The organism is Agrobacterium sp. LEGMi-208b (assembly GCF_059511785.1).
The window spans coordinates 1,141,838-1,167,833 of record NZ_CM183445.1 but is presented as its reverse complement, the minus strand read 5'-3'; the positions used below and the strand labels follow the sequence as shown (position 1 = coordinate 1,167,833).

26 protein-coding genes, 1 tRNA gene and 1 riboswitch are annotated in these 25,996 nt (G+C 53.4%); of the genes, 13 read left to right on the top strand and 14 right to left on the bottom strand.

Features of this window, described 5'->3' with window-relative positions; all coding sequences use genetic code 11:
- Positions 1–10: 10 nt before the first annotated feature.
- A riboswitch (SAM riboswitch) is annotated at positions 11–89 on the bottom strand.
- Between the two features lie 73 nt (positions 90–162).
- The 3 genes from AC5YUO_RS05820 (at position 163) to AC5YUO_RS05810 (ending at position 2,780) form a co-directional block, all read left to right on the top strand.
- Positions 163–1,260 carry a 2'-deoxycytidine 5'-triphosphate deaminase gene (locus AC5YUO_RS05820; protein ID WP_400821165.1) on the top strand — a complete coding sequence of 366 codons (1,098 nt, stop codon included), beginning with the start codon at positions 163–165 and terminating at the stop codon, positions 1,258–1,260.
- 56 nt (positions 1,261–1,316) lie between these two features.
- Positions 1,317–1,390: transfer RNA gene (locus tag AC5YUO_RS05815), tRNA-Gly, on the top strand.
- Between the two features lie 163 nt (positions 1,391–1,553).
- The gene (locus AC5YUO_RS05810; RefSeq protein ID WP_496154570.1) at positions 1,554–2,780 is read left to right on the top strand and encodes a tyrosine-type recombinase/integrase; all 1,227 of its coding nucleotides are present in this window, start codon (positions 1,554–1,556) and stop codon (positions 2,778–2,780) included.
- Here the strand turns inward: AC5YUO_RS05810 and AC5YUO_RS05805 are convergent.
- The gene (locus AC5YUO_RS05805) at positions 2,775–4,472 is read right to left on the bottom strand and encodes an ATP-dependent nuclease (RefSeq protein WP_496154569.1); all 1,698 of its coding nucleotides are present in this window, start codon (positions 4,470–4,472) and stop codon (positions 2,775–2,777) included. The genes AC5YUO_RS05810 and AC5YUO_RS05805 overlap by 6 nt on opposite strands.
- Positions 4,473–4,593: 121 nt before the next feature.
- Positions 4,594–5,160, bottom strand: coding sequence for a recombinase family protein (locus AC5YUO_RS05800; RefSeq protein WP_496154568.1), 567 nt, complete (start codon positions 5,158–5,160; stop codon positions 4,594–4,596).
- A gap of 210 nt (positions 5,161–5,370) precedes the next feature.
- Here AC5YUO_RS05800 and AC5YUO_RS05795 point away from each other — a divergent pair, with 210 nt between their 5' ends.
- From AC5YUO_RS05795 to drt5, 3 genes are read left to right on the top strand one after another with little or no spacing between them, the layout of a single operon-like run.
- A complete protein-coding gene (locus AC5YUO_RS05795; protein WP_496154567.1) occupies positions 5,371–6,726 on the top strand; it encodes an SIR2 family protein in 1,356 nt (451 codons plus the stop codon).
- Positions 6,723–8,531, top strand: coding sequence for an ATP-binding protein (locus AC5YUO_RS05790; RefSeq protein WP_496154566.1), 1,809 nt, complete (start codon positions 6,723–6,725; stop codon positions 8,529–8,531). The genes AC5YUO_RS05795 and AC5YUO_RS05790 overlap by 4 nt, the downstream gene beginning before the upstream one ends.
- 21 nt (positions 8,532–8,552) lie before the next feature.
- A complete protein-coding gene (gene drt5 / locus AC5YUO_RS05785) occupies positions 8,553–10,016 on the top strand; it encodes an antiviral reverse transcriptase Drt5 (RefSeq protein ID WP_496154565.1) in 1,464 nt (487 codons plus the stop codon).
- Positions 10,017–10,296: 280 nt separating this feature from the next.
- Here the strand turns inward: drt5 and AC5YUO_RS05780 are convergent, their stop codons facing one another.
- Genes AC5YUO_RS05780 through AC5YUO_RS05770 form a run of 3 tightly spaced genes read right to left on the bottom strand, consistent with a single transcriptional unit; the run spans position 10,297 to position 12,667 of the window.
- Positions 10,297–11,727: a hypothetical protein gene (locus AC5YUO_RS05780; RefSeq protein WP_496154564.1), complete on the bottom strand. Its 1,431-nt coding sequence runs from the start codon at positions 11,725–11,727 to the stop codon at positions 10,297–10,299.
- Positions 11,724–12,269, bottom strand: coding sequence for a DUF805 domain-containing protein (locus tag AC5YUO_RS05775; protein ID WP_496154563.1), 546 nt, complete (start codon positions 12,267–12,269; stop codon positions 11,724–11,726). The genes AC5YUO_RS05780 and AC5YUO_RS05775 overlap by 4 nt, the downstream gene beginning before the upstream one ends.
- A 47-nt stretch (positions 12,270–12,316) precedes the next feature.
- Positions 12,317–12,667, bottom strand: a complete 351-nt coding sequence (locus AC5YUO_RS05770; protein WP_496154562.1) for a hypothetical protein — start codon at positions 12,665–12,667, stop codon at positions 12,317–12,319.
- 103 nt (positions 12,668–12,770) lie between these two features.
- Between AC5YUO_RS05770 and AC5YUO_RS05765 the strand changes: the two genes are divergently transcribed.
- Positions 12,771–13,037 (top strand): helix-turn-helix domain-containing protein, encoded by a 267-nt coding sequence (locus AC5YUO_RS05765; protein ID WP_111791282.1) that lies wholly within the window; start codon positions 12,771–12,773, stop codon positions 13,035–13,037.
- A gap of 24 nt (positions 13,038–13,061) precedes the next feature.
- Here AC5YUO_RS05765 and AC5YUO_RS05760 read toward each other — a convergent pair whose 3' ends face one another.
- The 4 genes from AC5YUO_RS05760 to AC5YUO_RS05745 all read right to left on the bottom strand — a co-directional run bounded on the left by AC5YUO_RS05760 (position 13,062) and on the right by AC5YUO_RS05745 (position 15,539).
- On the bottom strand, positions 13,062–13,427 hold the full coding sequence (locus tag AC5YUO_RS05760; RefSeq protein WP_496154561.1) for a DUF3768 domain-containing protein: 366 nt from the start codon (positions 13,425–13,427) through the stop codon (positions 13,062–13,064).
- A 5-nt stretch (positions 13,428–13,432) separates the two neighbouring features.
- Positions 13,433–14,038, bottom strand: coding sequence for a hypothetical protein (locus AC5YUO_RS05755; RefSeq protein ID WP_496154560.1), 606 nt, complete (start codon positions 14,036–14,038; stop codon positions 13,433–13,435).
- A gap of 465 nt (positions 14,039–14,503) precedes the next feature.
- Entirely contained in the window at positions 14,504–14,632 is a 129-nt protein-coding gene (locus AC5YUO_RS05750) for a hypothetical protein (protein ID WP_496154559.1), read from the bottom strand.
- Between the two features lie 691 nt (positions 14,633–15,323).
- Positions 15,324–15,539 (bottom strand): hypothetical protein, encoded by a 216-nt coding sequence (locus AC5YUO_RS05745; RefSeq protein ID WP_496154558.1) that lies wholly within the window; start codon positions 15,537–15,539, stop codon positions 15,324–15,326.
- 385 nt (positions 15,540–15,924) lie between these two features.
- Here AC5YUO_RS05745 and AC5YUO_RS05740 point away from each other — a divergent pair, with 385 nt between their 5' ends.
- Positions 15,925–16,500, top strand: a complete 576-nt coding sequence (locus tag AC5YUO_RS05740; RefSeq protein WP_496154557.1) for a hypothetical protein — start codon at positions 15,925–15,927, stop codon at positions 16,498–16,500.
- A gap of 20 nt (positions 16,501–16,520) precedes the next feature.
- On the opposite strand, the gene AC5YUO_RS05735 is transcribed toward AC5YUO_RS05740, so the two are convergent.
- From AC5YUO_RS05735 to AC5YUO_RS05720, 4 genes are all read right to left on the bottom strand, one after another.
- On the bottom strand, positions 16,521–17,309 hold the full coding sequence (locus AC5YUO_RS05735) for a hypothetical protein (RefSeq protein ID WP_496154556.1): 789 nt from the start codon (positions 17,307–17,309) through the stop codon (positions 16,521–16,523).
- A gap of 1 nt (position 17,310) precedes the next feature.
- Complete coding sequence (locus AC5YUO_RS05730) at positions 17,311–17,568, bottom strand: helix-turn-helix transcriptional regulator (protein WP_496154555.1); 258 nt, start codon at positions 17,566–17,568, stop codon at positions 17,311–17,313.
- Between the two features lie 129 nt (positions 17,569–17,697).
- Entirely contained in the window at positions 17,698–18,693 is a 996-nt protein-coding gene (locus tag AC5YUO_RS05725; protein ID WP_496154554.1) for a hypothetical protein, read from the bottom strand.
- Between the two features lie 400 nt (positions 18,694–19,093).
- Complete coding sequence (locus AC5YUO_RS05720; RefSeq protein ID WP_496154553.1) at positions 19,094–19,882, bottom strand: DUF4394 domain-containing protein; 789 nt, start codon at positions 19,880–19,882, stop codon at positions 19,094–19,096.
- Positions 19,883–20,085: 203 nt separating this feature from the next.
- Between AC5YUO_RS05720 and AC5YUO_RS05715 the strand changes: the two genes are divergently transcribed.
- The 5 genes from AC5YUO_RS05715 to AC5YUO_RS05695 all read left to right on the top strand — a co-directional run bounded on the left by AC5YUO_RS05715 (position 20,086) and on the right by AC5YUO_RS05695 (position 25,361).
- Positions 20,086–20,631 carry a sigma-70 family RNA polymerase sigma factor gene (locus AC5YUO_RS05715; protein ID WP_496154813.1) on the top strand — a complete coding sequence of 182 codons (546 nt, stop codon included), beginning with the start codon at positions 20,086–20,088 and terminating at the stop codon, positions 20,629–20,631.
- Entirely contained in the window at positions 20,628–21,332 is a 705-nt protein-coding gene (locus AC5YUO_RS05710) for an anti-sigma factor (RefSeq protein WP_496154552.1), read from the top strand. Before AC5YUO_RS05715 ends, AC5YUO_RS05710 begins: the two co-directional genes overlap by 4 nt.
- A 364-nt stretch (positions 21,333–21,696) precedes the next feature.
- A complete protein-coding gene (locus AC5YUO_RS05705) occupies positions 21,697–23,907 on the top strand; it encodes an ATP-binding protein (RefSeq protein WP_496154551.1) in 2,211 nt (736 codons plus the stop codon).
- Positions 23,900–24,355, top strand: coding sequence for a response regulator (locus AC5YUO_RS05700; RefSeq protein ID WP_496154550.1), 456 nt, complete (start codon positions 23,900–23,902; stop codon positions 24,353–24,355). Before AC5YUO_RS05705 ends, AC5YUO_RS05700 begins: the two co-directional genes overlap by 8 nt.
- On the top strand, positions 24,345–25,361 hold the full coding sequence (locus AC5YUO_RS05695) for a sensor histidine kinase (protein ID WP_496154549.1): 1,017 nt from the start codon (positions 24,345–24,347) through the stop codon (positions 25,359–25,361). The genes AC5YUO_RS05700 and AC5YUO_RS05695 overlap by 11 nt, the downstream gene beginning before the upstream one ends.
- Before the next feature lie 53 nt (positions 25,362–25,414).
- On the opposite strand, the gene AC5YUO_RS05690 is transcribed toward AC5YUO_RS05695, so the two are convergent.
- Positions 25,415–25,909, bottom strand: a complete 495-nt coding sequence (locus AC5YUO_RS05690) for a response regulator (protein ID WP_496154548.1) — start codon at positions 25,907–25,909, stop codon at positions 25,415–25,417.
- Positions 25,910–25,996 lie beyond the last annotated feature (87 nt).

Genomic DNA, 25,996 nt, shown 5'->3' with positions numbered 1-25,996 from the left:
AAAAGCAGACCGGTTCAATCACCCGGTCTTTTTAGCCACTTGTTTAACGTGGCTGCAAGCCGACCGGCCAAATCACCACGGGATAAGCTTGCCATACTGCCGTTACCGGCTTGCGTCAATGCTTTCCTTTTGGTTTTGTCGCCGTAAAAAGGAATGATGACCATGACCAGAACCACGGGCATTTTGGCGGATGGCGCGATCAAGGCGCTGTTTGCGGGCGGCAAGCTGAAGAGCGAGGCCGATCTCGATGTCGATCAGGTACAGCCCGCCAGCCTCGATCTCAGGCTGGGCTCGAAGGCCTATCGAGTGCGCGCCAGTTTCATGCCCGGTCCCGGAACCCGCGTCATCGACAAGCTCAATCGCCTCAGCCTGCACGAGATCGACCTTACCCAGGGCGCGGTGCTGGAGACCGGTTGTGTCTATATCGTTCCCCTGATGGAAAGCCTGGCTCTGCCGGCGGACATGTCGGCCTCGGCCAATCCAAAAAGCTCGACCGGCCGTCTCGATATCTTCACCCGCGTCATGACTGACGGCGCGCAGGAATTCGACAAGATACCGGCCGGCTATGCCGGTCCGCTCTATCTGGAAATCAGCCCACGCACTTTCCCCATCGTTGTGCGCCGCGGCTCCCGCCTGTCGCAGATTCGCTTCCGCATCGGCCATTCACTGCTCAATGAAAGCGAGCTTTTGACGCTGCACGAGACGGAAATGCTGGTCGCCAGCGAGAGCCCGAACGTGACGGGCGGCGGCATCGCTCTTTCCATCGACCTGAAGGGCTTCGGTGAAAACGGGCTGATCGGTTATCGTGGCAAACACCACACGGCGGTGGTGGATGTCGACAAGAAGGCCCAGCACGATGTTCTCGATTTCTGGGAGCCTCTCTATGCTCGTGGCCGCGCCGAACTGATCCTCGATCCCGATGAATTCTATATTCTCGTTTCGCGCGAGGCCGTTCACGTGCCGCCGCTTTATGCGGCCGAAATGACGCCCTTCGATCCGCTGGTGGGTGAATTCCGTGTGCACTACGCCGGCTTCTTCGATCCCGGCTTCGGCCACGCCGAGGCCGGCGGCACAGGCAGCCGCGCCGTGCTCGAAGTCCGTAGCCACGAGGTGCCCTTCATCCTCGAACACGGCCAGATCGTCGGCCGACTGGTTTACGAGCATATGCTGCAGAAACCGGAAGGCCTCTATGGCACCGGTCTCGGCTCCAACTATCAGGCGCAGGGGCTGAAGCTCTCCAAGCATTTTCGCGCCGAATAACCAACCCGGCGGGTGCTTGACACCCGCTACGAACTATCCGATGTCTTAACGGGTGCGCGGGTGTAGCTCAATGGTAGAGCAGCAGCTTCCCAAGCTGAATACGAGGGTTCGATTCCCTTCACCCGCTCCAGCGACCTTTCCAACAAGATCAGTGACGTCCAACAAACACTGATTTTTCAGCATTTTTGCCTCGCGCGCGCGTAAGGTCGTGCAACGGTATGCAGTGACATCCAGCAAATTTGTCGGTAAAAATCACGGTATTCGTCATCGTGGTGGGAAGCCGATACCGTAAAATGGCACTAACAGACATTCAGGTTAAAAACGCCAAAGCCGACAGCAAACCGCGTAAGCTATCTGATGAAAAGGGGCTTTACCTCTACATATCGGCTGCCGGCGGCAAGTCCTGGCGCTTCGATTTTAATTTTTTTGGAAAGCGAAAAACACTTACGATTGGAGCTTACCCGACTGTGGGATTGGCGGATGCCCGTCGATTGCGCGACGAGGCCAAGAAAAAGCTGGCTGAAGGTTTGGACCCATCGCTGGCAAAAAAACGCGAACACCTTGCTGCCAAAGCCGCTGCCGGAAACACCTTCGGTGTGATTGCGGATGAGTTTATTGAAAAGCTGAAACGCGATAAACGCGCAGAGCCCACCATCACGAAAAACAAATGGATGTTGAAGGACCTCGCCGAGAAGCTTGGGCCTTATCCGGTTACTCAGATCACGGCGCGTGACGTTCTTGCAGTACTAACCAGCATTGAAAAGAGCGGCCGTGTGGAGAGCGCGCTGGCTACTCGCGCTGCGATCGGTCGCGTGTTTCGCTACGCCGTCGCGACAGCGAGGGCAGAGAATGACCCAACGTCGGCGTTACGCGGCGCTCTTCAACGCCATGTGCCGGTCAACCATGCCGCCTTAACGACGAAGGCTGAGATGGGCGGCCTTATGCGGGCAATTTACGGCTACGAGGGTTGGCCCTCGTTAGTGGCTGCCTTGAAGATTCAAGCCTTTTGTTTTGCCCGCCCCGGTGAGACGCGCTCGATGGAGTGGATGGAGTTAGATTTTGCGAATGCCGTTTGGACCATACCGGCCGAGAAAACAAAGATGCGCCGTGAGCATCATGTACCGCTTTCCAAGCAGGCTGTCGGAGTTCTGATGGAAATGAAGGAACTGTTCGGCGATAAACCCTACGTTTTTCCCTCGATGATGTCCGGTAAGAAGATTTTGTCCGAGAATTCCATGAATTCGGCTCTGCGGCGCATGGGGGTAACGGGGGACCAGCATACTGCCCACGGCTTTCGTTCTTCCTCCAGCAGCATATTGAATGAGTCTGGAGAATTCAGCATTGACGCTATTGAGACTCAACTCGCACATCTCGACACGCGGGCGGTCAGGCGCATCTATAATCGAGCCACGTATTGGGATGAGCGCGTGCGCATGATGCAGTGGTGGGCCGACACACTCGATGAAATGAGATCTCACGTAAACCTGATTCCGAGGGCCACGGAAGCAAAGACTTTATAAAATAGACGCAATCTTATCGTGGAGGCACCCACCAACGGTCCCACCTGCAGCCCCCTTTTTAAGAAGCGCTCTTTTGCCCAAAAGTCTGCCCATCCCGTGGGTTGGCAGTACGTTCAAGGAAGCTTGGCCAATCAGTTTGAGTAGTTTTTTTCCCTTGATTGTTGTTGAATTGTATCCTCCAAGCGCATGCCATCTTGCAACAGGATTTCGTTCTGGGGTCGCGGGAAGCTTGTTCACCACATCGCTATAGGCAGTAGAAAAATCCTGCATGCATTCATTTTCGTCGTACAGCGTCAATGCAATGTCAAAAATTTGCTGTGCAACAGCAAAGTCTATGCCAAAGACGCGTGCGATATGATGTGGATCACAAAAAAGACTTTCGATGTCTGAACCGGTCGGAAGCCATACCGGAATATCGAAATCCACGTATCCTTTTCGAGCACACCATTCGTTGGCATCTTCATCCGACATAAAATCGCGATCCCGATGGATGAGTACTTTAATACCCATTTTTTCCATTATGGCTTTCGCCTTTTGGCCATTGGGAAGGCTGTCTTTACCAAACGTGGGCCAAATTGCACATTTCTGAGCCAATGCGGGCCACTGATCCAAGATATTTTGGAGAGGCTCGGTATTTCCGTCTTCTGAAAAAATCAGAACATCTTTATCGAGAGCGCTCCAACCCATCCGCTCTCTCACAACGTTGCCATTTGCGCGTATAGCGCCATTTTCAAGCCAGTGGATGGTAGCGTTTGAGGAAAGTGCTCGTACAAGACTCGGGGAATGAGTAGTCAGAATGATTTGCGTCTCAGGAAATTCTTTGGACGCTTTTTCTAACGCCTTTATGAGCAGTTGTTGTCTTCCCGGATGTAGGTGAGCGTCAGGTTCGTCGACAAGTAGAAGCTTTGGTTTGAAATATAGCAAGTAGGCAAATATCTGAACAACTTGAAGGAAGCCTGTTCCTGCCATGTCGATTGACTTCCAACCGACGGTATGGCTTTGCCCGGGAACTCGCATCTCAGGGGTCAAGAATTTCACGTCGATATTGCGATCACGCAGCCGATCGAATTTCACCCAGAACTGTGTCTCAGGCAGTACCATCGATACCCAGCGAGATAACTCATCCAACTGCGCAAACTGTGCCCCGGTTCCGTCTGATCCTACTGCTTGTGCCAGAATGATCTGCCGAAGAACCGAGCCGCCCTCACCAGAAGCCGCCTTACGGTGCATAATCGGTACGGCTAATATGGTTTCTTCCTCTGCAGCTCCGGCTATTCCTGGGATATAAGCTGTGCTCGGTTTTTCGTTGTTAGTTAATTCTGCAGCCATCGGGCCTTGGACACTGGTTAGAACCCCCGCTCCATTGCGCGCAGCACTTATAGAGATAGAACTATCTTTGCCATCTTGATCAATCAGGTTGACTACAATTTTTCGTCCAGCAGCGTTGTTCTGCAGCTTTAGCTTGTGTGCAAGATCCAGAAAATCTTTACTTGGAACGAAATCCATCTGATCTAATGATACTTTGCCGCTATTGTCGGCTAATGTCGCGCACCTGATCGCCCAATGTACCCCCTTCATAAAGGAGGACTTTCCACACCCGTTTTCGCCGACCAAAACTGTCACAGGTCCAAGTTCGAGCGAAAGAGCGTCGTCAATCCGCTGGAAGTTTTGGATTCTTATAGATTTGATCATTGATGGCCGCCTGTTCCGATTCGCAATAATCAGCTTAAACGTGCATCAATTCGTTTGTCCATTATGGCGTGCTTTATATCTTGCGTTTTTTAAATCCTTTGCGAACTGATGGTCAGGCTCCTCAGGAAGGTTGTGGTGAAGCATTTAGATGATCCAAGATGCGATAAACTTGCATGCGTGAGCACTTCAATTGGCGGCTTATCGCAGAAGCTCCCATACCGTGTTGATGGAGTTCCAACACAAGGTTCCGGTCAATAATTCGTTTGCCTCCGCGATAAGCGCCTCGCTGTTTTGCACGATCGATACCTTCGCGTTGGCGATCTTTCACAAATCGGCGCTCCATCTGAGCTACCATGCCAAGTACCGTCAGAATCACTTTGCCCATTTCCCCTTTTGTTGAAACGTGTGGCTCAAGAACCGTGACGTACGCACCGAGTTGTTCGCACTCGTGGACGATGTTCAGAACGTCGCGGGTGTCACGGCCGAGGCGATCAAGCCGGGTGACAATCAGTTCATCATCTTCGCGCAAGAACTCGATGATTGTTGCCAATTCGGTCCGACCTTCACGGCTTGCACCTGAAACTTTTTCACACCGGATGATTTGGCAACCCTCGGCTACAAGCCGCTGCTGCTGAATTTCTAAATCCTGATCAAGCGTGCTAACGCGCGCGTACCCAATTCGAGCCATGTGTCACCTCAAGCTTTAAGCTTGAAGCTACCCTGTCACAAATAGCTGCTGTCAACTTAGATGTTACGTTTATGGCTGTAACCGCTGGTTGCCACGTCAGGGTATACCCTCATGTGACGACCCCATTTGCTCATCCTAATTTATAGACGATTTACTTTGCTGCTCAACCAAACTACCTTCACCCTAGGATTGTATTCTAAGGCGGCAGTATTGACAAACTTTTGGGATGGAGAGCCAGTAGGCAAAAAAGAACTGTTGCGCTTATTAACGCGCGACGGAAAGTGGCTGCGCTGGGAGGGTGAGAAAGAAGACCCCGACGACCCCACCAAGAAACCCAAGGCCGGATGTAGGGTTCAGGTTGAAGAAGCCCTTCTTGCGGCACTCCACTCGACTAATGTCGTGGTGCTGCTGGGATCTGGGGCGTCCTTCTCGGCCAAGAACGAAGGCGGACCAAAGGCGCCGGGGATGGGCGATCTATGGCATGCCGTGCGCGGTGCTGTTTCGCAAACCAATTTGGTTGATCATAGAGAGTTTGACGATCTCGCACAGAAAGTAATGGGTAGTCTACCGGAGAACGACAGCGAGGAGAAGCAGAAGGCCGGAGATATCGAGAGCTTGTTGAGCCTCTGCAAAATGCAAATCGAGTTGCTCAGTATTCGGGCAAAAAATGCCCCTGATTTCGCCGATAAGCCATGGTTGGAAGAGCTGATCGAATTTGTTCGTGTCGCTGAGGCCACGATCTTGCGCAAAGTGAGTTTCGTTGATGCGGCAACGGATTTACCCGCGCACATAGCATTTTTTAAGAAGTTTGCGCGTCGATCCCCGGAAAAGCCCCGAGTGAAGCTGTTCACCACCAACTACGATCTTTGCATTGAGACAGCGGGCCTCCGCTTGGGCGTTGTGCTGATCGACGGCTTTTCTCACAGTGCAGAACAGCGGTTCAACCGCGACCATTTCGACCATGACATCGTGCGGAGAGCCGCGTCCGGTACAAAGGCCGACTACCTCGACGGCGTATTTCACCTCTACAAGCTGCATGGATCGGTGGATTGGCGGCGCCGGACCGATGAGGTTGTTATTCGTAGCCAAGATGAGCCCGGAGAGAACCGCAGGCCAGTCCTTATCTATCCGCGTTCGTCAAAGTATCAAGAAGCTTTCGAAAGTCCCTATCTCGACATGTTCGCGGCCTTGCAGGCAGCACTGCGAGAACCTGACACGACGCTGATCGTCTCCGGATTTGGTTTCGCTGATGATCATATCAGCGCCCCGATCTGGTCAGCCATAGAAACGAACCTGTCGCTGCGCCTAGTGCTTTGTGATCGTGGGTTCATAGGACATCAAGAGCTTTTCGATGAAGAGGCACAGGAAATCAGCCTCGATCTGGGGGGGCAACGCCCCTATCAGAACAAGATCGCGCGTCTTGTGCATCAGGGCGATACGCGTCTCACTATGCTAAATGGCCGTTTCGAAGACCTTGCCGATGCCCTGCCGATGATATCCGGCAAGACGGATCGCCAGCTGTTGCAGGACCGGCTTGAGAAGCTGCGCGAGGGCAATGAGGTATGACTGAACTCGCCTCGCTGATAGACCCATCCAAGCGCATCGGAACGGTAGCACGGGTTACAGCCAGTACTGTTGAGCTGACTCTGCCGCAAGCGCTCGCCGCTCTCGGTCGGCGTGGGCTTGCAAAAGGGTCCGTTGGGGATTTTGTCTTTATCGATTGTGACCGTGCCGCAATCTTGGGCCGCGTCACGGAAGTTGGGATACCTGACCGACAGCGCAATGTTCTGGAACACCAGATCGAAACCAATCCTTCGGTTGAGCCGCAGGGGCGCGTCCAGCTATTGGCGACTGTCAGCAAGACTACTCGGAAGGTCACGCGCGGCATCAACACCCAGCCAAGGGTGGGCGATGGGGTTTATCTCGCAGAAGGTGGGGCGTTGTCCAATTCCATCAAGGATGCTCTCGAAGGCGACGTTAAGCGCAGGGATGGGGGGCTACTTGTGGAATTGGGCCATCTTTCTGGGCTAGACGATTCGGCACTTAGCATTACTCCGGAGAAACTGTTTGGTCGTCATTGCGGGGTCTTTGGTGCTACTGGCGGGGGGAAGAGTTGGACGGTTTCACGCCTCGTGAACGAGATTGTGCGTATCGGTGGGAAGTGTATTTTGTTCGATCCTACCGGCGAATTTACAGGGAAGGTAGCTGAAGCGTGGCAGTATTCGTTCAGTGAAGCAGGGAACGAAAACCAACCCTTGGTGCGGTTTCCAAGCGAAAACTTGTCGGAACTCGACCTACACGCGCTTCTCACTCCAACCGGCCAAAGTCAGGGTCCAACCCTCCGCAGCGCAACCAAAAGTCTTCGTATTGCTCGGATGTTGATCGCCGACGCAAAACGCTTCCCCGTCGAACAGAACGGCGCAGAGCGAAGTGTTTTGATTCACAGGGGCGACCAACAAGTCGGATATGTCGTCGTGGAAGAGCAGGGGACGATTGATAAAGCAAATCGGAGCCGTATAGCATACAGTCAAGCTGAGCTAGTTCTCGCAGATGATTTGGCTGTCGAGACCTGTAGATTCGATTTCAGCGGTTTGTCACGGCAGGTCAGAAACGAGTGTGTGAGGCCTGTGCATAACACTGACGCGTCTAAATATGGCGCACTCGACCCCAATGCGGTCGGATACTGCAATTCGCTTATAATTCGAATTGAAACCTTTTTGACATCACCGGAACTAGCATGCCTGTTCTCTAACAATGGCCTAGACATCTGCAGCGAGATTGAACGTTTCTTAGCCGATTCAAGCGCCAGAGCAATGGTAATTTCCTTCGAAAAAGTAAGCTTCAAGCACAACACTAGAGAGTTGCTTTTGAATGCGTTGGGGCGCTATCTTCTCGGTCTCGCACGCAAAAGTCGATTTCGCCAGAACCCGCTCGTTTGCTGCTTGGATGAGGCGCACCAGTTTATCGGCAGGACGGTCGGCGACGAATTCAATAGCGTCAGCCTTGATGCCTTTGGTCTGATTGCAAAGGAAGGGAGGAAATATGGGCTGACCACCATTATTGCTACGCAGCGTCCCCGAGATGTGCCACAGGATGTTCTCAGCCAGCTCGGAACCCTTTTTGTTCATCGGCTCACAAATGACCAAGACCGGGAAACCATAGAAAGGGCATGCGGTGACCTTGATCGCAGCGCCGCTGCCTTCATCCCATCACTTTCTCAGGGCGAGGCGATCATTGTTGGCCCCGATTTGCCTGCACCGTTGCCGATCATGATGACCAAACCAGAAAAAGGTCAGCAACCAGAAAGCTACGGTCCGAAGTACCAAGAATTTTGGGGAAAGGTACCAGTCCAAATGACAGGAGAGTCTTGATCAAATTTGCGGGATGCATTGATGTTAGATTTCTACTTAGCTGACTATCGGAGAACGCTTTTTCCGATGTCGACAAACCGCTACCTGATCGAAAATGGTCAGAGCGAAATCGCCGAGTTTTTGAATCGTTGTCTTGATCCCGATCAGGAGGCGTTTTCTTTTCGCTCCCAGACTAGGATCTATGCTGGCAAGCCCGGATTTCACCTCAGACGAACCGTTAAACTAGACCCTGTGGCGGAATATTTCTTATACGATCTCGTCTTACGAAATAGAACCCGATTCAGAGCACCTTTCCATGAGCACAAAAAGCATTTTGGCTATCGCTTTCAAGACGGTGAACCACTGAATCCTTCGGGGTCATTCAAGGGTTATAAGGGAGCCATTGCTGCGTATCGAGATCAGTTCCAGTACAGTCTGAGTTTCGACGTCGCTGCTTACTTCAACTCGATTTATCACCACGATCTCGTTTCTTGGCTATCGAGAATCGGTGCGTCTGAAAACGATTATCAAGCCTTCGGCCAGTTTCTTCGGGAAATAAACACAGGCCGTTCGGTCGATTGCCTGCCGCAGGGTATTTATCCCGCCAAAATGATTGGAAATGATTTCCTGCGTTTCGTCGAGCAGTTCCACGGACTGCGCAGCAAAGCAATTGTAAGGTTTATGGATGATTTTGTTCTGTTTTCTGACTCCCAGCGTGATCTTCGTCATGACTTTATTACGATCCAAGGCTTGCTCGGTGAGAAAGGCCTTTCACTCAATCCAAACAAAACCAGCGACGGAGTGAGGGAGAACGTTGGACTTGAAGCTGCAATCGAAGATGTAAGAGCGCAACTCCTTCAGAGACGCAGAGTTGTCGTTACCGACTACGACGGTATTCCCGATGAAGAGGTTAAAGTTACACGAGATTTGTCAGACGAAGAAATGGGCTTTTTGAGGGGCCTCCTACAACAAGATGATATAGAAGAGGAGGACGCCGAACTCGTGCTGGCCTTGATGGCCGAGCACGCAGAAGAAGCCATCGACCGCCTCGCAGACATAGCGCGTCGCTTTCCCCATTTATTTAAGAATATTCACTCATTTTGCCTCCATGCAGAGAATGACGAAGCTATAGCTGCATTTGTCTTAGAGTTGCTTCGCGACAATGATGCGATGATCTATGAGTTTCAGCTGTTTTGGCTGACTCATATTCTCGAGGATAGGCTTTTGGACACCGCATCAGCGGCCGAGATCATTGACAGGCTGTACAGCCACCCAAACGCTAAGTCGATCTCAAGGGCTAAATTGCTTGAAATTCCGGACTTGAGATATGGTTTGGTTGAGCTACGCGACGCCCAGTTGGGAGCAGGGCAATCCGATTGGCTGTCTTGGTCTAGCGCGGTCGGCCACAGGAGACTGAACAAGATTGATCGTCGCCACAGATTGGGCTACTTCGCCAAAGCGTCAAACTACAACAAACTCGTATTCGACATTGTCTCCAAGGATTGAGCGCACCCGTATAGGGTCGAAATTGTTTATCTTGTTATTATTGTTATATGAATATCAACATCCGCTTTGGCGTCGAACGGCCGCAGCGGAGGTATGTAAGCGGCGTTTTTGACGCACCTTGCGGACGCTGGCACTTGACAGCCGTATGGGATCTTTCGCGTCGCTAGTTCCGGAAGGATTAGTCTCCCGACAGCTTCCAAAAGCTCGTTGCGGTTGAGGGGCTGGCAGCCTACTTTTTGACTGCTAAGCCTGCATTTTTACCACCGACGAACAACTGCTTTTAGTCCCCGGCACAAACCCGCACGCTTTTGTTCTTCCAGCATTTGCCATCGCGCTTCATGTCTCCGAGATCAGAATGCGCATGGGTACTGCCCGGCGTCTCGTTCCACGCGCCGTTAGCGCCGGTTGTGTCAACGCCGATGAGTGCAAAGTAGCCGTTCGCCTCCATTACGAAGCTGCCGGTTTCGCTGCCGTAAGGCCCCCAATAGCAGGCACCATCTATTGCTTTGGTCCCGTCGACTTCTAGAACGCAGCCCTTCCGATTTGGAGGCGTTTGTTTCGCCGCAGGATAGTTGCTCGCCTTTTCCGTCTTTGGAGCAGCTTTGTTGAAACATGCCTGAAACTGAGAGAGAGGCGCTGCGGCATCGGCGAGGCTTACGGTAATCGTTTTGCCATCAAGGTCGGCGATTTCTAGTTTTTTGCCTTTCTTGCCGTCATCGAGGATTTGCGGTGAGATTTCGTAGAAGCCGTGCCAGCCAAAATAGTCTTCTGGATGGCCGTTGGACATTTGAACCGTCTTATCATCGACCTGCCAAGACGCGCGAACGACACCGTCAAAGTTCCCATTCTCCACAAATGCAACGAAATCCTTGCCCGGCGCGCCCATAAAGCCGACCGTTACGTCGCCCTGCTTCGCTTCCACAAAGCACGTATCGCCCCAATCCTCCTCGCGTTGTTCGAAGGTCCACGGTGATGTTGAGGCGGCGGTGGCAGCGGCTGACTTCGGTGGCGGGTTTTGAAGCATTACACTGCGGTTTGCAGGCGCTTGCACGGCTGTTCCGCCACCTTCGCTTGATGGCTGGGCAAATGGCGACGTGGACGAAGCCTGAGGGGCCTTGAACAGCGATGGGCCAAGCCCGGTTAAAGTGGATATGCAGGTGTCGAAGCCAGTTCCGAGCGCTATCGCTTCCGTATAGGTCATCACCGGCACAAACCACGGCGGTTCATTCCCTTGAAAGGTGATCGCGAGCGGGGCTGGCTTGTTTGTCGAGATTGCTGTGCCCAAAATGGTGGTAACCTTAAAGCCACCGCCATCTTCCGCAAAATCCTCGGGGATTTCGCCATAGAGTTCATCGCCGTTGACTACCTTCGAAACGAACTGAATGTTGCCCGCCCACTCGGTTCCGATGCTGACATGGGTTGTCTCGCCGGCTGGAAGGTTCCAGTTTTGCTTGGTGACGCGCAGCCTCGGAACAATTTTGTCTATGCCGATGAGCGTGTACTCGATCACCACCGACTTGCCCGACCACGCCGTGCTGCGGAAACCACAAAACGCTTTGTCGCCAAAAGGGTCTGGCGTCTTCAGTATGACCTGCCAGCTATTACCCTTGTGGTAGGAGTGTTCTCCGGCCACGGCGGGGGTTGACATTGAACCCGCCACAGCAGCGCTCAGGCTAATCGCCGCAAGAAGTATTCCAGCATTTTTGGTCATGATGATTTTTCCGTGGGATAGGCGGCGGCTCGGCGTTTTCCAGAAAACTGGTCGCTGCCGATGATGCCCGCCTTCATCGTTTCAAATTCCCCGGCGGTGATCGCGCCTGAAGAGCGCAGTGCCGCGAGTTTTTCGATGCGCTCAATCTGTTGGTCCGAGCCGGAAGGGGGGAAGTGCGGGGCAGGGCGCTGATCGCTGCTCTCGGGAAAGTCCGTTGCCCCATGCTTTGACGGGGTGCTGCCGATCACGATGAACGCAACGATCCCGACAAGCGGTATGAGGCAGGTCAGCACAAGCCAGCCGCTTTTCTCAAGGTCATGTAGGCGCCTGACGATAACGGCAAGCGACGGAACATAGTGGCCCATCACGATCAATGCCGAAACGAGGGGCTGTGGCTCACGTGGTCCGGCAATAGCCACGTCGATAATCAATCCGCCGATGGCTAAACCCAGCAACACGAGGTGGTAGTACCAAAATTCCTTTCGTGTGGATCGGCCCGAAAAGGTGGCGTAGCGACGCATGGCGTCAAGGTAGGCGCTCATCAAAGCCCTCTGTATCCTTGGTTGTTGTCTGAGTGCGCGCAGCGTTTTCACGCAACAGGCTGGTTTTTCTTCCGCTTGGCCGAGCGCCACGTGAAAAAAGCCATGACAGCAAGCACGAGAGCGATGACGCCCCAAACCGACATGTCGCCGAAGCTGCCCTGGGACGACGCGATGAAGGCCATCAGCGCTGACACAAAGAAGATGATGGCACCCACCAGCGGCAGGCTGAAGGAAAACGCGCCACCGATCACCAACAGCACGCCTGTGAGCATGCCGACCGCGCCTGCGCTGCCTGTGGCCTGATCGTTCAATAGGCCGCTTCCCGCCGTCACCGCGCAGGATTGCAGCAGCACCAATAAGCCGAGGAAGAGTCCGATAATTCCAACCGCGATTTTCATAGTACCCCCTTAAGTGAAGTGATCGAGTCAATGCTCGTGTAAGATTTAATATGGGACTGTTGGTCCGTCGATTGTCAAGCCGTGAATATGGCTTTCTGCGCGTATGGATGTTCGCAAAACAATCGGCTGGAACTTACGACGCCTGCGCGTTGACAAAGGCCTCTCGCAAGAACGGCTGGCTTTAGAAGCCGGTATTGATAGGTCGTATGTTGGGCGAGTCGAACGCGGTATGGAAAACGTGACTGTTTCCACGCTTGAAGCGATATCGCTCACCCTTAACGTCCACGTATCGGAGCTCTTTGCGGTCGTTGATGACAAGTTGGCTTCGCCCAAGCCATTGAGGGCGGGGCGAAAGCCGAAGGCTGGGTGACCTCCCATAGCTGAAGCCGCCATTTCAATATTCATCTGCCCGCATGACGGTGAGCACCCGGCAGGTCATGTCGTCATCTGCCGGATCGGATGATCCGAATTGCAGGTCGAGATCGTAGTAGTCGATCTTCCATAAGAACACCGAGTCTTCGAGCGTGACGGCACCAAAATCATGTTCGCCGTAAGGGTCGTTATCGGGCGAGAAATCATCGAACGTCTGCACCGCCACTATGACCGCTCGCCGTTGTTCGTCGCTGAGGTTTGTGACGCCCGGTGTCAGCAGCACTCGTCCGCCGGAGAAGCTTTTTCGAAAAGCGTCGTTTTTATCGCGGATGGCTGCGGCCCGCGCGGCCGCATCCTCGCTGACGTTCTGTTTTAAAGCACAGCCCATGACGATCACTTCTCGACATAGGCGGGGTGAATGAGGGCCACCTGATCGACGCGGCGGGTGAAAGGCAGCATGTCGAGATAATCGCGCCACTTGAGGCGAAGCCCTGTGTCGCCCTCGATCTTGATGACGGTGGCTTCATACCACCCCTCCAAAGGCCCTTCAGTCGCCAACACGAGGCTACCTACGGTCAACTGGTCCCAGCTTTCGGGCATATTCTTGGGCGGAACAGGGTACTCGATTTCGGCGGTGGGTTTATCCGGCACCACACGCGGTTGCTCCAGCCGCTCGCGATCTTCATCAGACAGATGAGCGGCGATAGCCTGATAGAGGTCCTGCTTCACAAATGGCACAAAGGCCTTGCCGCTGTCGAACAGCTTGCCCTGCGGCAACCGACCGAGAAACGCCCTGAGTTCGTCGCCTTCCACTTTGAGCGCCACCATGCCCATCAGTTCGGCAGCTTTCTCTGCTGCGCGGGTATCGGTGGCAGGGAAGAATGAGGCGTGGGGCCTGCCGTTGTCGTCACGGCCGAGGATGATGACAGGGCAGGGCAGGGTGACGGCAGGGGTGGCGGGTAAGGCGGTGGTCGTGGGTGTAGAGGTTGAAATGTTCATGACTGTAGCTCTCCAAAACAAGAAGAGGGGCCAAACGGCCCCTCGCACCGGCAGTAGCACCGGCGTGTTATGGTATAGCATTACAACCAAGGATTGTCAAACTTGGAAAAATACAACCTCATTGTCCGCTGGAGAGGAACTCTCCCGGAGTGCGTTTGCAACAGTGAAAGTAAGCCCATTACTCTACGGTTCGGACGGGACAGCGATGGCCAGCATCGAGCAGGCTGTTAGTGGCATGGGATCGACAGGCAGCAGTGTGTCGACCTTAGGGAAATCGAGGTCACCCCCCAGCGGATGGAGAAAGGGCAGAGGCCTTGAACATGTCTTGTTGAGGGATGCCGACATCTATCCAGCCGGTGTAATAACCAATCATCGCAACAATTGCCGCAGCCAGAGTGACCATCAGAAATGTAATTACTGAAAGCACCGTAGTCCTAATCAACGCCACTCTTTGCTCCTACGACCCTAATTGCTCAATGCCGTCAGCAAATAAATTGAGACCAAGAGCAGGCAAATGATAGCGAAAAAGATAAAGCCAGCGGCGAGTTCTTCAAACTTGCCTTCGCGTCCGGCGCCAGTCCAGTCGTAAGCCATCGTTAACTTCCGTAGTTGCTATGCGAACAGCGTCGGCTGGTATGGTTAACGAAGACTTAATAGACTGAGCGTGAATTTTGTCGGTATGAATTGATGTCACGATGCGAAATGGTCATTCTGACCATTGGCTTGGTGGCCCCACCACAGCAGAAAGAAACCCGAAGGAAACAACGATGCTATTTATTGATTGAGCTGGTCGTCATGTAATCCACATCGATTACGTTGTCGGCATTTCGTGAGACGGCGACAGCGGCAAAAATAACGAGGCCGCATAGTGGTATTGCCAGAAGCATAGCGGCATTGATCAAAAAACGGGAACGCATAACAAGACCCTCTCTGGTAAGGGATGCCGTGTTCTGGTGAAAAAATCGTTTACCGCGATGAGCAAAAAGAAACCCGCCATTCACGACGGGCTTCCTTTACGCATTACAATCTATGCGCAGTCTTCTGGTCTGCGCAGTTTTATTCTAGCGCCCGCTTTGGTTAAAGCCGACTTAACGGGACAAAAAGAAACCCGCCGGAGCGGGATTCACATAGGTCATGATTCCTGTACCGTTGACGCTCCGTGACCGAGACGTTCTCGTGAGCTGAACCGGGAGTTCGTGCCAATGCGAAGCGATCTCCCCCAAGTCTGAGCGTCTACGGCCAGAGATTTGGTGTTGCCGTGGTTGTTATCTGAGCGTCACCATCGTCAGATGGCAGCCAGACAGTCCGCATTGGAATGTTCCTGACCACGCAGCTTTGCCAAGTCCTCGTCCAGGTCGCTCAGCCGCATCATATGTGCGGTGATCTGCAATGAGATGATATGCCGATCATCTATCGAAAAACGTTCCCACCTCTTGAGATTGTCGATGACCTCAATGAGGTCGAGACGTTCTTGTTCGAGCTTCCCCAAATTCGACATCATCGCAGCCGGGCTCCTGTTTCGACTTGCATGAAACGTGGCATGCGCGGATCAGTTCAAACCGATAAGATTTAGCGTAAATTTTATGTAAATTGCCGTTTCGGCTTTTTCCGGACGAACGCAGGTTAGCGCCCACTCACGCGCACAGGTCCGCACCACCACAAAATCTGCTCGAAAGAAGCCGCCGTAAATAACGGTCGGCATAACGCCAATTACATTTGCAGGCCACAAGGTCGTGCGTGGAAGCGCCACGCGGGACTTCGCTTGCTTTATCTGAAGACACAAATGCTGCGTTCGCAAGGGCAAAGCATATGGGCAACCTGTACCCAAATTACCCTACAGACACACCCCCCCACACACAATCAACCTAACCAAGGGAGATATGCTCATGCATACCCGTACCCATACTGATACCCAGCAGATACTCGATGCCTATACCCAGATGGTGGAAGAACGAACAGCAGGGGGTTGGGAAACCTACATGGTCACGTTGATGTTCAATCCATTGGCAGGCAATGAGAACGCCAAAAGGCAGCAGATGCGTCGGATTACGGAGAACCTATATGCGCTCCTGCTGACCCGCTTCGTCAGGCGTCCGCACAACACCCCGATAGTAGAGATGCCATTCTGGCTCGCCAGTTACGACTGGCCAGTGCGGAAGCTGTCTGGCTGGACTGCTGCTGACAGCATGATCAACGACGGGATGCATATGCACATTCTCGCGATGATACCGCCCAACGGACGTGAGGGCCGTCGTCTGACGGACGTTATCGCGAAGGCACCGACAAGTTTCCTGATTGGAAAGACAGCGCCGCTATCCCGCATTCATGTCATGCCCATCGAAAAGACGTTGGCGCGGGCCGCTGCATACACCCTGAAGTCGGTGGACAGAAAAAGAACGACCTCTGAAGACGTGATTATCCTTCCGAGGTCGAAGAGTGAACTGAATAGTTGGCGCACGTGATCGCGATAGTCTAAAGCCGGTTACGCGTTCTCGCGCTTGATTGAGCGCACGAGAATGCTTGTGGTGGCGCCAACCGCCATGATCTCACATTTCATCTTGAACGGCTCGCCCTGCTGCAGTCTCCTAAAGGCCTTTGCTGACTTTTTGATAAGTAAGTCCGTATGTACGATGGTCAACTCATCATGGGCGGCGATAGCCTTGACTGCATCCGAAATAGGCGACCGCTCAAGGTTTTTCGCCTTTTCGGAAACAACGCTTTGATCGTCTGTGTCCAAAGAATTGGCTGGTAACGGCTTCGTTTTCTGAGGCGTATTCGACTTCGATTCGCGCTCAGCCTTATTCTTGATTGCATGTTCATCTGCCAGCGCCTTCAGGCCCTCCCTGTTGAGAGTGACTGCCAAACTTTTTCCCAAAATACCTTTTTCAACTAACGGTCCCGCGGCCCGAAAGTAAAAACTTGCTCTTTTCTGAGCGTCTTTGCCGGAGCCGACCATGCACTTCAGGACCCATCGAACTGCGTCGTGCTGTTGTTCCGCGTTTGGCTTGCCAATGTCTTTCAGCAAACGTTTGCAGAAAGCCATCCAGAGTTTGGCATTCTTTTTCAACTTTGAACCGAGATCGCAAGCCTCGGCAATATCCTCACATACACCCTGCCGATATCCCTTTTCCCGATTGAAATGCTGGACTTGTAATAGCGTCACGGCACGGTTCATTTCAAATTCCGACATTTCTTTCGATTTCGGATTATCCGATTTCCTCTTCGATTTGGCGGCCGTCGTTGCGACGTGTTTTTTTGATGATGAGACCATATTATTTGCCTCCTCGTTCGATTTCGCGCAGGAGGTCATGGATATCCTCGGCTTTCCATACGGTGACCCGAGGGGATATCTTGTGCGGTTGCGGAAACTTGCCGTTTTTGACGCCTGCCCAGAAGCCCGACTTGCTGATCGGCAACGGTCCGTTCGGGCCAACTATCTGGTTCAGTCGCACATACCCGCTTACTGGAAATTCTTTAATGTAGACATTCGCTTGCTCAGCGGTGGCTTTGTCATTTCGACCTTGGGTCATCTTCGCTCTCCGTAGTTTGTGTTGAACACGGCTAGAAGATGAGCAAAAATCTGTTTGTTTACTATTCTCCACCCGTCCATAAATAATACCAGTTTTTTTGGATATAAAAAAACTTTTAAAAACAGATACTTAATTGATATTTTGTTTGAATCGTTTTCTGAATTGAGAAATCAATCTTGTTTCTTCAAGAGGAGATAATGACGCAGCTTTGAAGGGGCGTGCTTCCACTCCGTCCAGTAACTGTATCGTGGTCCGGTAGAGGTCGTTGTTCTCCATTTTCTGAAAAATATGATCAGCGACAAAACGACCGCGCCCGACCCATTCGTCTAGGTATTGTTTGTGCGATTTGTATGAAAAGGCGCCTTCCAGCATCACAGTCAGGAGAGACTTTCTTTTGACGCGGATTGTTGACGCTGCGTAGAGTAGCGCCAATGTTTGTTTCGAACTGCTCCATCTGTCGTGGAGCAATGATCTGGCCACATATTGAGTGCGGTAGGCTTCTGCCCCTAGGGACTTTTTTATATCTGCGAGTATCTTAGTCGCGCGGTTTAGACTGGGAGCAAAATCGAACTCGGGCTGCTGGTAGCGATCAGCGCCATGGTGCAAGTATAGAAGTGCTCGAACAACCGTCTTGATGGACTTGTCTTCCGAGTTGGCGTGTATGGAAAGGCTGTCCAGGCTGAAAATTCGAGCGAATGCTTGATATCCCCCAAGGGGATCATAGATGTCTGACAAAAAATCAACGCCAGTCAGAACGTAGCGAGAGACGATATCGCGGTGTAAATCGAGTGGATGGTCAATCAAGCCAACGGACAGATCGTGATCATCCATGTGATCGAGTACAGCATGCGTCATCAAGGCGTGACGTACTGGTGGGGCATCAGGAAATAACGCCCAACCAACAAAGCCAGATGAAAGGACCTCTCTAAATCCCGGATAGGCGGGTTCACTGCTCAAAATCACATTAAGTGCGTCTCTGGCTCTAAACTCCCGGCCCAGCACGATTTCTTTAAACGTTTTCTGAGTGGGGCTTTTCCTGGGTAGCTGATGTTTTTCCAGCAGAATCTCGACTGCCTTAACGGCTGCATTTAGTTCTTCAGAATCAAGAATTTCTACTACGTCCATTCCGATAGCTCCTGTTGCTTCGGAACGACGATATTCGAGGTTGAAACTGCTTTCGACGCTGGGCGGGATATTTTTTTATGTAACGGGGAAGATATTCATCTCAAGAAATCTGCACAGATCCAATTGCCGTTACGGTATAATGAACGGTATTTTATGGAAAAAATTTTTAAATGACGTTATTTAATCAAGTAATTAATTGATTATTTCGATTCCCTTCACCCCCTCCAGCTACCTTTCCAACAAGAACGAAAAACCAACTGAGGCCGGAAAACAAGGCCCAGCTTACCAAGGCTCTGCTGGCGAAGATGTAATTGGCCATAGGATTGATCAAATAATAAGGCTGGCCCCGTTTACGAGCCAGCCCTGTTTTTTGACACCGGGATTTAACCCAGATTGTGTTTCACATTGCGGGAAGCACCGTGATATCGCGAAGGCCGTTGTCTGCGCCGGTGATCGGCCCGACTTCGGTTGCGGCGCCGGTTTCCAAATTGACGGTGTAGAGAATATTGCCGGCGGCGAGATAGGCCGTGTTCTTGTCGCCTTCCTCGCCGTGGATATCGAATGCATAAGTTGCCGGCTTCTCCTTGAGGCTAAGCTTGCCGATGGCTTTCAATGTGCCGTCATTCGGTTTCGTCTGCTGGACCAGTGCGCCGATGGTGGCATCAATATTGTACATGGCCGTTTTCTCCGGCTTGCCGACGGAGTTGGTATAGGCAGCGGCAACGATATCAGGCGTTTCTCCCTTGTGCATGTCGCCGTCTTCGTAAGCGAGTGCACCATCAACCGTCACCGCGCCGGTATCGGGGTGGACGCGGTGATTGGTTGTGCCGGTCATGAAGCGCAGACGATCCGCCATCGGGTTGAAATCGACCACGACAGGAGCCTCCGTCAAGGTCAGCATCTTGTCCATCTTCGCCACGTCGGTTGCCGCGCCCGTCTCGAGGTTGATCGTGACGATGCGATGATCGGGCGTTACGCCGATGAGGGTCTTGTTGCCCGGGCGAAAATCGATGCCGACAAGCTTGTCGACACCGCTCACATCCATGCTCTTGGTAACGGCCGGCTTCTCGGTGTCGAACATCACCAGCGTCTTGTCCCCGGTCAGTCCAAGGACAGGGGCGGAAACGGCGGCGCTTGCGGTTGCCGCAAAGGCGGCGGAAGCGATCAGAGTGAGGCGGATAGTCGTCATGTCTTTCTCCCGTGCGTTGATCCTTTTGGAAGTCGCCCAACCCTTGGTTTTCGACGCTTCCATCAATGAAGACACGCGGGGATGTGGGTTTGGATGCAGGCAGCAAAAAAATATCTGCCTTATGCATCCATATCGTTCCTCTATGGGTATTATGCCAAAGCCGACCGTGCCTGCGGTCTCAACTGGAAAGGTTTCGCATGCGTATGGGTTCCGTGCCGGACGATCTCGACAGGGCGCTCGCCGCCTGCGCCAGAGGCGACCGAAACGCATTGCGCGCTATCTTCGACCGTGAGGCAGGGCGGTTGATCGCGGTCGCAGAGCGCATCGTCAAGCGCAGGGAACTGGCGGAAGAAGTTGTGCAGGAGAGCTTCGTGCGCATCTGGACGCATGCGCACCAATATAAAGCCGACCACGGTTCGGCGCGTGGCTGGATTTACGCCATTGTCCGAAACCGGGCGCTTAATCTTCTGCGGGACGGGAGTCGCGAACTTGCCGTGCAGGATGTTGAAACGCTTCGCGACAGCGAACAGGCGGATGAGGTGATTGCCGTATGGCAGAAGCTCGACAGGAATTCCCGCCTCTATGAATGTCTGGGCGCGCTCGATGAGACTAAAAGGCAGGGCATTCTGATGGCCTACGTCGCCGGATATTCCCACGGCGAAATCGCCGGCCGGTTGCGTGCTCCGCTCGGGACGACGAAGTCCTGGATAAGGCGCGGTCTTTCCGCCCTTCGGGAGTGCATGGCATGACATATGATCGTAAAGACATTCCCGACATCGCCGATGACTATGTATTGGGGCTGCTTGAGGCATCCGAGGCTGCGGCTATCGAAACGGCAACGGAGCGGGACGGCGAATTGCGGGCGGCAATCACGGCAAGCCGCGAGCGTTTTCTGCCACTCGATACCAGCGTTGCGCCCGCAGCCGTGAACGGTGAATTATGGAGCAATATCGAAAGCCGGTTGTCGCCGCAGGGGAAATCCATTGCCAGTAAGTCTATCCGCACCGCAAACGACAATAAGCGAAACGGATGGCGGTCAATCGCCATTTCCGCGATTGCAGCAACCGTCGTTCTTGCCGCCGGTCTGACCTTCAGCCTGACACGCACCATGGAGCCGCTGGTGATCGCAGTTCTCGTCAATGAGGCAGGAGAGGTTCAGGCAGTGGTCGAGGATTTTGGAAACGAAAAAGCGACTGTACGCATGCTGGCTGATTTTGCCGTGCCGCAAGACAAGACGATCCAGGTGTGGACGTTGCCGTCCAAAGATGTTGGGCCTGTTTCGCTCGGTCTTATCGAAGGCGTTCGCTCAGCACGCCTAGAAGGACCGGCATTGCCGACACCGAGAAACGATCAGCTTTACGAGATCACGCTCGAGCAGGCAGGCGGATCGCCGACAGGCAGACCGACCGGGCCAATTCTGGCAAAGGGGCTGGCGCGAATGCCACGTTGAAAACTGCAGTGGCGCACCCATCGAGAAATGTGGCTTGGCTCAGTCGCCAACGGCTCCCAATAAACCTGAAGCGATGTATTTTCCTGCGAATACGCCTGCTTGTTTTGTTCTCAAAATAGACAGCGGTCTTCTTGGTTTTATGCGTTAGCCACGCATCAGGCTCCAGCACGCTGATGTGCTGGTTAAGTGATTGCCACAATCCCTGGCCGTCTGAACCTCTTGCATGTGTGCAACCGGCAGTCTGGTGGAGATCATTCGGCAATTTTGCGAAAACGAGCGTTTACATCCCCGTAATAATCAATAGGTTGGCCGCATCTTTTGAGCAGGTCGAACGTTCTTGCAAAGAGAGCGACTGGAGAAAGTTATGAGTTCACATACGCCGAAACTGGATAGTTGCGGCGCGGAGCCCATCCACATTCCCGGTGCTATTCAGGAACATGGAGCCCTAGTGGTTTTGTCCGCGCGGGAATTATCCGTGGTTCAGGCGAGCGATAATCTCGCCGGTTATATTGGTGTGGACCTGCCAATCGGAGCCGTTGTCACCGAAGCAATCTTGCCGTTCATCTCCGCACTCTCCGCCTGGTATTCCGGCGAAGAGAGCAATTTCCGATATGCCTGGGCCGAAAAGAAACTCGATGTTTTGGCGCATCGATCCGGGCCTCTGGTTATTCTCGAGGTCGAAAAGGCAAGAGAGGGCGAGTCGGCTGAAAGGCTGATGGGCGAACTTACCAATCTGGCGAAATATCTGAACAGCGCGCCGTCGCTGGAGGACGCGCTTTTTCGGACGGCGCAACTGGTGTCCTCAATCAGCGGTCATGATCGTACTCTGATCTATGATTTCGGACTGGACTGGAGCGGCCATGTCGTGGCGGAGGCTGGGAGCGGGGCTTTGCCGTCTTACCTCGGACTTCGCTTTCCGGCGGGCGATATCCCGCCGCAGGCGCGGCAGCTCTACACCATCAATCGCCTGCGAATGATTCCCGATGTCAATTATAAGCCCGTCCGAATCAGACCGCAGGTGAATGCGGAAACGGGAGCGGTGCTCGATATGAGCTTTTCACAGCTTCGCAGTGTGTCGCCGGTTCATCTCGAATATATGCGCAATATGGGCACGGTCGCTTCGATGTCGGTGTCCATCATCGTCAATGGCGCTCTCTGGGGCTTGATTGCCTGCCATCACGCGACACCTCATTCGGTATCTCTTGCTGCACGTGAAGCCTGTGATTTTGCAGCACAACTCCTGTCCATGCGGATTTCCATGGAGCAGAGTTCCCAGGATGCATCCCGACGGGTTGAGCTTGGCCACATTCAGGCCCGGCTCTTGAAAGGCATGGCCGCCGCCGAAAAATGGGTTGATGGCCTGCTGGGAGGCGAAAGTGAAAGAGAAAACCTGCTGAAACAGGTGGGTGCGGATGGCGCAGCGCTTGTCCTGGGTGACGACTACGAGTTGGTCGGCAAGACGCCCTCACGCCAGCAGGTTGAAGAATTGATTCTGTGGCTTGGCGAAAGAGAGATCGCCGATGTCTTCGCGACCGACAATCTCGCCGGCGACTACCCTGCCGCCTCGGCTTCTGCCTCGGTTGCCAGCGGTATTATCGCGATGCGGGTTTCGGAGTTGCACGGCAGCTGGCTCATCTGGTTTCGGCCGGAAGTCATAAAAACGGTGCGCTGGGGCGGTGATCCGCACAAGACGGTTCAGGAGAGCGGGCGCATTCATCCGCGCAAGTCCTTTGAGATATGGAAGGAGCAATTGCGCAACACCTCGTCTTCCTGGTCGGAGCCCGAGCTTGCGGCGGCGAGGGAGCTTCGCAGCGCGATCATCGGCATTGTCCTGCGCAAGGCCGAGGAGATGGCGGATCTGACACGGGAATTGCAGCGGACCAATAAAGAGCTGGAGGCCTTTTCCTATTCCGTTTCGCACGACCTGCGCGCGCCGTTCCGCCATATAGTCGGGTTTGCGCAGTTATTGCGGGAGCGTAGCGACGCTCTGGACGAGAAATCCTTGCATTATCTTCAGATGATATCAGAGGCGGCGCTGGGTGCTGGCAGGCTGGTGGATGATCTCCTGAACTTTTCACAGCTTGGCAGAACGCAGCTCACCTTGAAACCGGTGGATATGCAGAAAGTGGTGAGCGAAGTTCGTCGCTCTCTAGGACATGCGGTTGCCGATCGCCAGATCGAGTGGCGCATCGGAGAGTTGCCGGTGATATTCGGGGACCCGACACTGCTTCGGCAGGTCTGGTACAATCTCATCGAAAACGCCCTCAAATATTCGTCTCGGGAGCCGGTCTCGATCATCACCATTTCTGCGGTTGAAACCGAGGATGACGTCACTTATTCGGTCGAAGACAATGGTGTCGGCTTCGATATGGCCTATTACAGCAAGCTTTTTGGCGTGTTCCAGAGGTTGCAGCGGGTAGAGGATTTTGAGGGAACAGGCATTGGACTTGCGCTGGTGCGACGAATTGTCGAACGCCATCGCGGTTTGGTCGGTGCCGAGGGAACTGTCGGTGAGGGAGCCACGTTCTCTTTCACATTGCCGATTACGAAAGTTGACGAGGAAAAAATTGCCTGAACTGAGACCCATTCTGCTTGTGGAAGATAATCCACGCGATCTGGAACTAACGCTGACCGCTCTTGAGAAATGCCAGCTGGCGAATGAGGTGATTGTGGCGCGTGACGGCGCCGAGGCGCTCGACTATCTGAATGTCAGCGGCAGTCATCACAACCGGCCGGCTGGTGATCCTGCCGTGGTCCTTCTCGATCTCAAACTCCCGAAAGTGGACGGGCTTGAGGTGTTGCAAACGGTTAAGGGCAGCGACCACTTGCGGCACATTCCGGTCGTCATGCTGACCTCGTCCCGGGAAGAACAGGATCTCGTCAAAAGCTACGAACTCGGCGTGAATGCATTTGTCGTCAAACCTGTGGAATTCAACCAGTTCTTCAAGGCAATACAGGATCTTGGCGTCTTCTGGGCTCTCTTGAACGAACCGCCGCCGGGTGCACATCGCAATGGCGGATGAGGCGGTGTTGCGAATGGAGGCAAGCAGGCTTCTTCTGCTTGAAGACAGCTCTGTCGATGCGGAACTGATCGAAGAACAGCTTTCACGCCTTTCGCCACCGCCTGCGGTGACGAGGGCAGTTGGCAAGGCATCGTTTATCGAGGCACTGGAAAAACATCAGTTCGATATCATCCTTGCGGATTTTTCGTTGCCGGACTTCGATGGCATGTCGGCACTAGATGTCGTCATGGGGACCAGACCTGATACGCCGTTCATTTTCGTTTCCGGTGTTTTAGGTGAGGATGCGGCGATCGATGCATTCCGGCGCGGCGCGACGGATTATGTTCTCAAGCAGCGGCTTGTGAGATTGCCATCCGCTGTCGAACGCGCGCTGGCGGAAGCCCGGGAGAAGCAGGAGCGAAAGCGGGCGGAGCTGCACAAGGAGTTGCTCGTCCGTGAGCTCAGCCACCGTGTCAAGAACACGATGGCGATGGTCGTTTCAATCATTCGCAGAACGGCAAAAGGCAGCACCTCCATCAAGGATTACCAGGAACGGCTGGTTGCCCGCGTGAGTGCTCTTGCGGAGAGCCACGCCCTGCTTTTTCAGAGCAATTGGGGCGAGACGGATTTGAGAGATGTCGTGAAGCGGGCGATTGAACCGCATAATACCTTCACAAGCAGAGTCGAGCTCGACGGTCCGGATGGAGTGCATGTATCGCCAAAATCGGCTTTGGCTTTGGGAATGATCCTGCATGAACTGGCGACGAACGCTCAGAAGTACGGTTCTCTTTCCGGCGCAAACGGGAAGGTTGAAGTTATCTGGAAGAAGCTGGGTAGTGGAAACGGACTCGACCGTGTCGATTTGCGGTGGCAGGAAAGCGGAGGTCCACCGGTTTTGGTGCCAGAGGATACCGGTTTTGGGACGACCCTGATAACAAGGGGCGCGCAATACGAATTGCAGGGTGAAAGTGAGATTCGCTATGATCGCGAGGGCCTACAATATCGAGTCATTTTTCCCTTGGACTAAGTCGGCAAACGAAAAGATGCTGGGCGGGGCACCAAATCGACATTGGCCTCGCCCTAGTTCGTCAGTGAAAATTCATTCGCCAGAACATGCGGCAGATTGTCGAAATCGCAAGGTTTGGAGACGACCGTCAGCCCGTCAAGTTGCGCGCGAACCCCGGGGACCTCAGCGTATCCGCTGCAGATGACGAAAGGGATGTTTGCTGCCTTGAGCTCGTCAATGACTGGGAAGGACAATTCGCCCCTCAGATTAAGATCGATGACGGCGCCATCCAGAGCCGTAGCGTTTATTTTTTCAAGCGCGGCGCCAATGTGCGAAACCGGCCCGATAACGCTGACACCAAGGTCAGATAGAAAATCCTCCATATCCATCGCCAGAAGCGCATCGTCTTCCAAAACAAGGATTTGTTTTCCTTGAAAATTATAGTCCATAATCACCGCATCGCATTGTTTCAGCCCTTTCGGGACTGTTTTCACCAACACCGCTGAACTCTTGAAGTTGGGCGCAGTTCCATCGGCCTGAAAAAAGAAATCATTCGCATCGATCGTCACCGTACTCTAGTTTGTCGCGTAATTAGCTGCCTACCGGGAATGTTGTTGCTGTGATTGGTTTTTCACCGTTTGCCCAGCGAAGCCTTT

Bases quoted from the DNA above. Each gene is read 5' to 3' on its own strand.
- AC5YUO_RS05820 (WP_400821165.1), top strand. From the start codon at position 163: ATGACCAGAACCACGGGCATTTTGGCGGATGGCGCGATCAAGGCGCTG.
- AC5YUO_RS05810 (WP_496154570.1), top strand. From the start codon at position 1,554: ATGGCACTAACAGACATTCAGGTTAAAAACGCCAAAGCCGACAGCAAA.
- AC5YUO_RS05805 (WP_496154569.1), bottom strand. From the start codon at position 4,472: ATGATCAAATCTATAAGAATCCAAAACTTCCAGCGGATTGACGACGCT.
- AC5YUO_RS05800 (WP_496154568.1), bottom strand. From the start codon at position 5,160: ATGGCTCGAATTGGGTACGCGCGCGTTAGCACGCTTGATCAGGATTTA.
- AC5YUO_RS05790 (WP_496154566.1), top strand. From the start codon at position 6,723: ATGACTGAACTCGCCTCGCTGATAGACCCATCCAAGCGCATCGGAACG.
- drt5 (WP_496154565.1), top strand. From the start codon at position 8,553: ATGTTAGATTTCTACTTAGCTGACTATCGGAGAACGCTTTTTCCGATG.
- AC5YUO_RS05780 (WP_496154564.1), bottom strand. From the start codon at position 11,727: ATGACCAAAAATGCTGGAATACTTCTTGCGGCGATTAGCCTGAGCGCT.
- AC5YUO_RS05775 (WP_496154563.1), bottom strand. From the start codon at position 12,269: ATGAGCGCCTACCTTGACGCCATGCGTCGCTACGCCACCTTTTCGGGC.
- AC5YUO_RS05770 (WP_496154562.1), bottom strand. From the start codon at position 12,667: ATGAAAATCGCGGTTGGAATTATCGGACTCTTCCTCGGCTTATTGGTG.
- AC5YUO_RS05765 (WP_111791282.1), top strand. From the start codon at position 12,771: ATGGATGTTCGCAAAACAATCGGCTGGAACTTACGACGCCTGCGCGTT.
- AC5YUO_RS05760 (WP_496154561.1), bottom strand. From the start codon at position 13,427: ATGGGCTGTGCTTTAAAACAGAACGTCAGCGAGGATGCGGCCGCGCGG.
- AC5YUO_RS05755 (WP_496154560.1), bottom strand. From the start codon at position 14,038: ATGAACATTTCAACCTCTACACCCACGACCACCGCCTTACCCGCCACC.
- AC5YUO_RS05750 (WP_496154559.1), bottom strand. From the start codon at position 14,632: ATGGCTTACGACTGGACTGGCGCCGGACGCGAAGGCAAGTTTGAAGAA.
- AC5YUO_RS05745 (WP_496154558.1), bottom strand. From the start codon at position 15,539: ATGATGTCGAATTTGGGGAAGCTCGAACAAGAACGTCTCGACCTCATT.
- AC5YUO_RS05740 (WP_496154557.1), top strand. From the start codon at position 15,925: ATGCATACCCGTACCCATACTGATACCCAGCAGATACTCGATGCCTAT.
- AC5YUO_RS05735 (WP_496154556.1), bottom strand. From the start codon at position 17,309: ATGGTCTCATCATCAAAAAAACACGTCGCAACGACGGCCGCCAAATCG.
- AC5YUO_RS05730 (WP_496154555.1), bottom strand. From the start codon at position 17,568: ATGACCCAAGGTCGAAATGACAAAGCCACCGCTGAGCAAGCGAATGTC.
- AC5YUO_RS05725 (WP_496154554.1), bottom strand. From the start codon at position 18,693: ATGGACGTAGTAGAAATTCTTGATTCTGAAGAACTAAATGCAGCCGTT.
- AC5YUO_RS05720 (WP_496154553.1), bottom strand. From the start codon at position 19,882: ATGACGACTATCCGCCTCACTCTGATCGCTTCCGCCGCCTTTGCGGCA.
- AC5YUO_RS05715 (WP_496154813.1), top strand. From the start codon at position 20,086: ATGGGTTCCGTGCCGGACGATCTCGACAGGGCGCTCGCCGCCTGCGCC.
- AC5YUO_RS05710 (WP_496154552.1), top strand. From the start codon at position 20,628: ATGACATATGATCGTAAAGACATTCCCGACATCGCCGATGACTATGTA.
- AC5YUO_RS05705 (WP_496154551.1), top strand. From the start codon at position 21,697: ATGAGTTCACATACGCCGAAACTGGATAGTTGCGGCGCGGAGCCCATC.
- AC5YUO_RS05695 (WP_496154549.1), top strand. From the start codon at position 24,345: ATGGCGGATGAGGCGGTGTTGCGAATGGAGGCAAGCAGGCTTCTTCTG.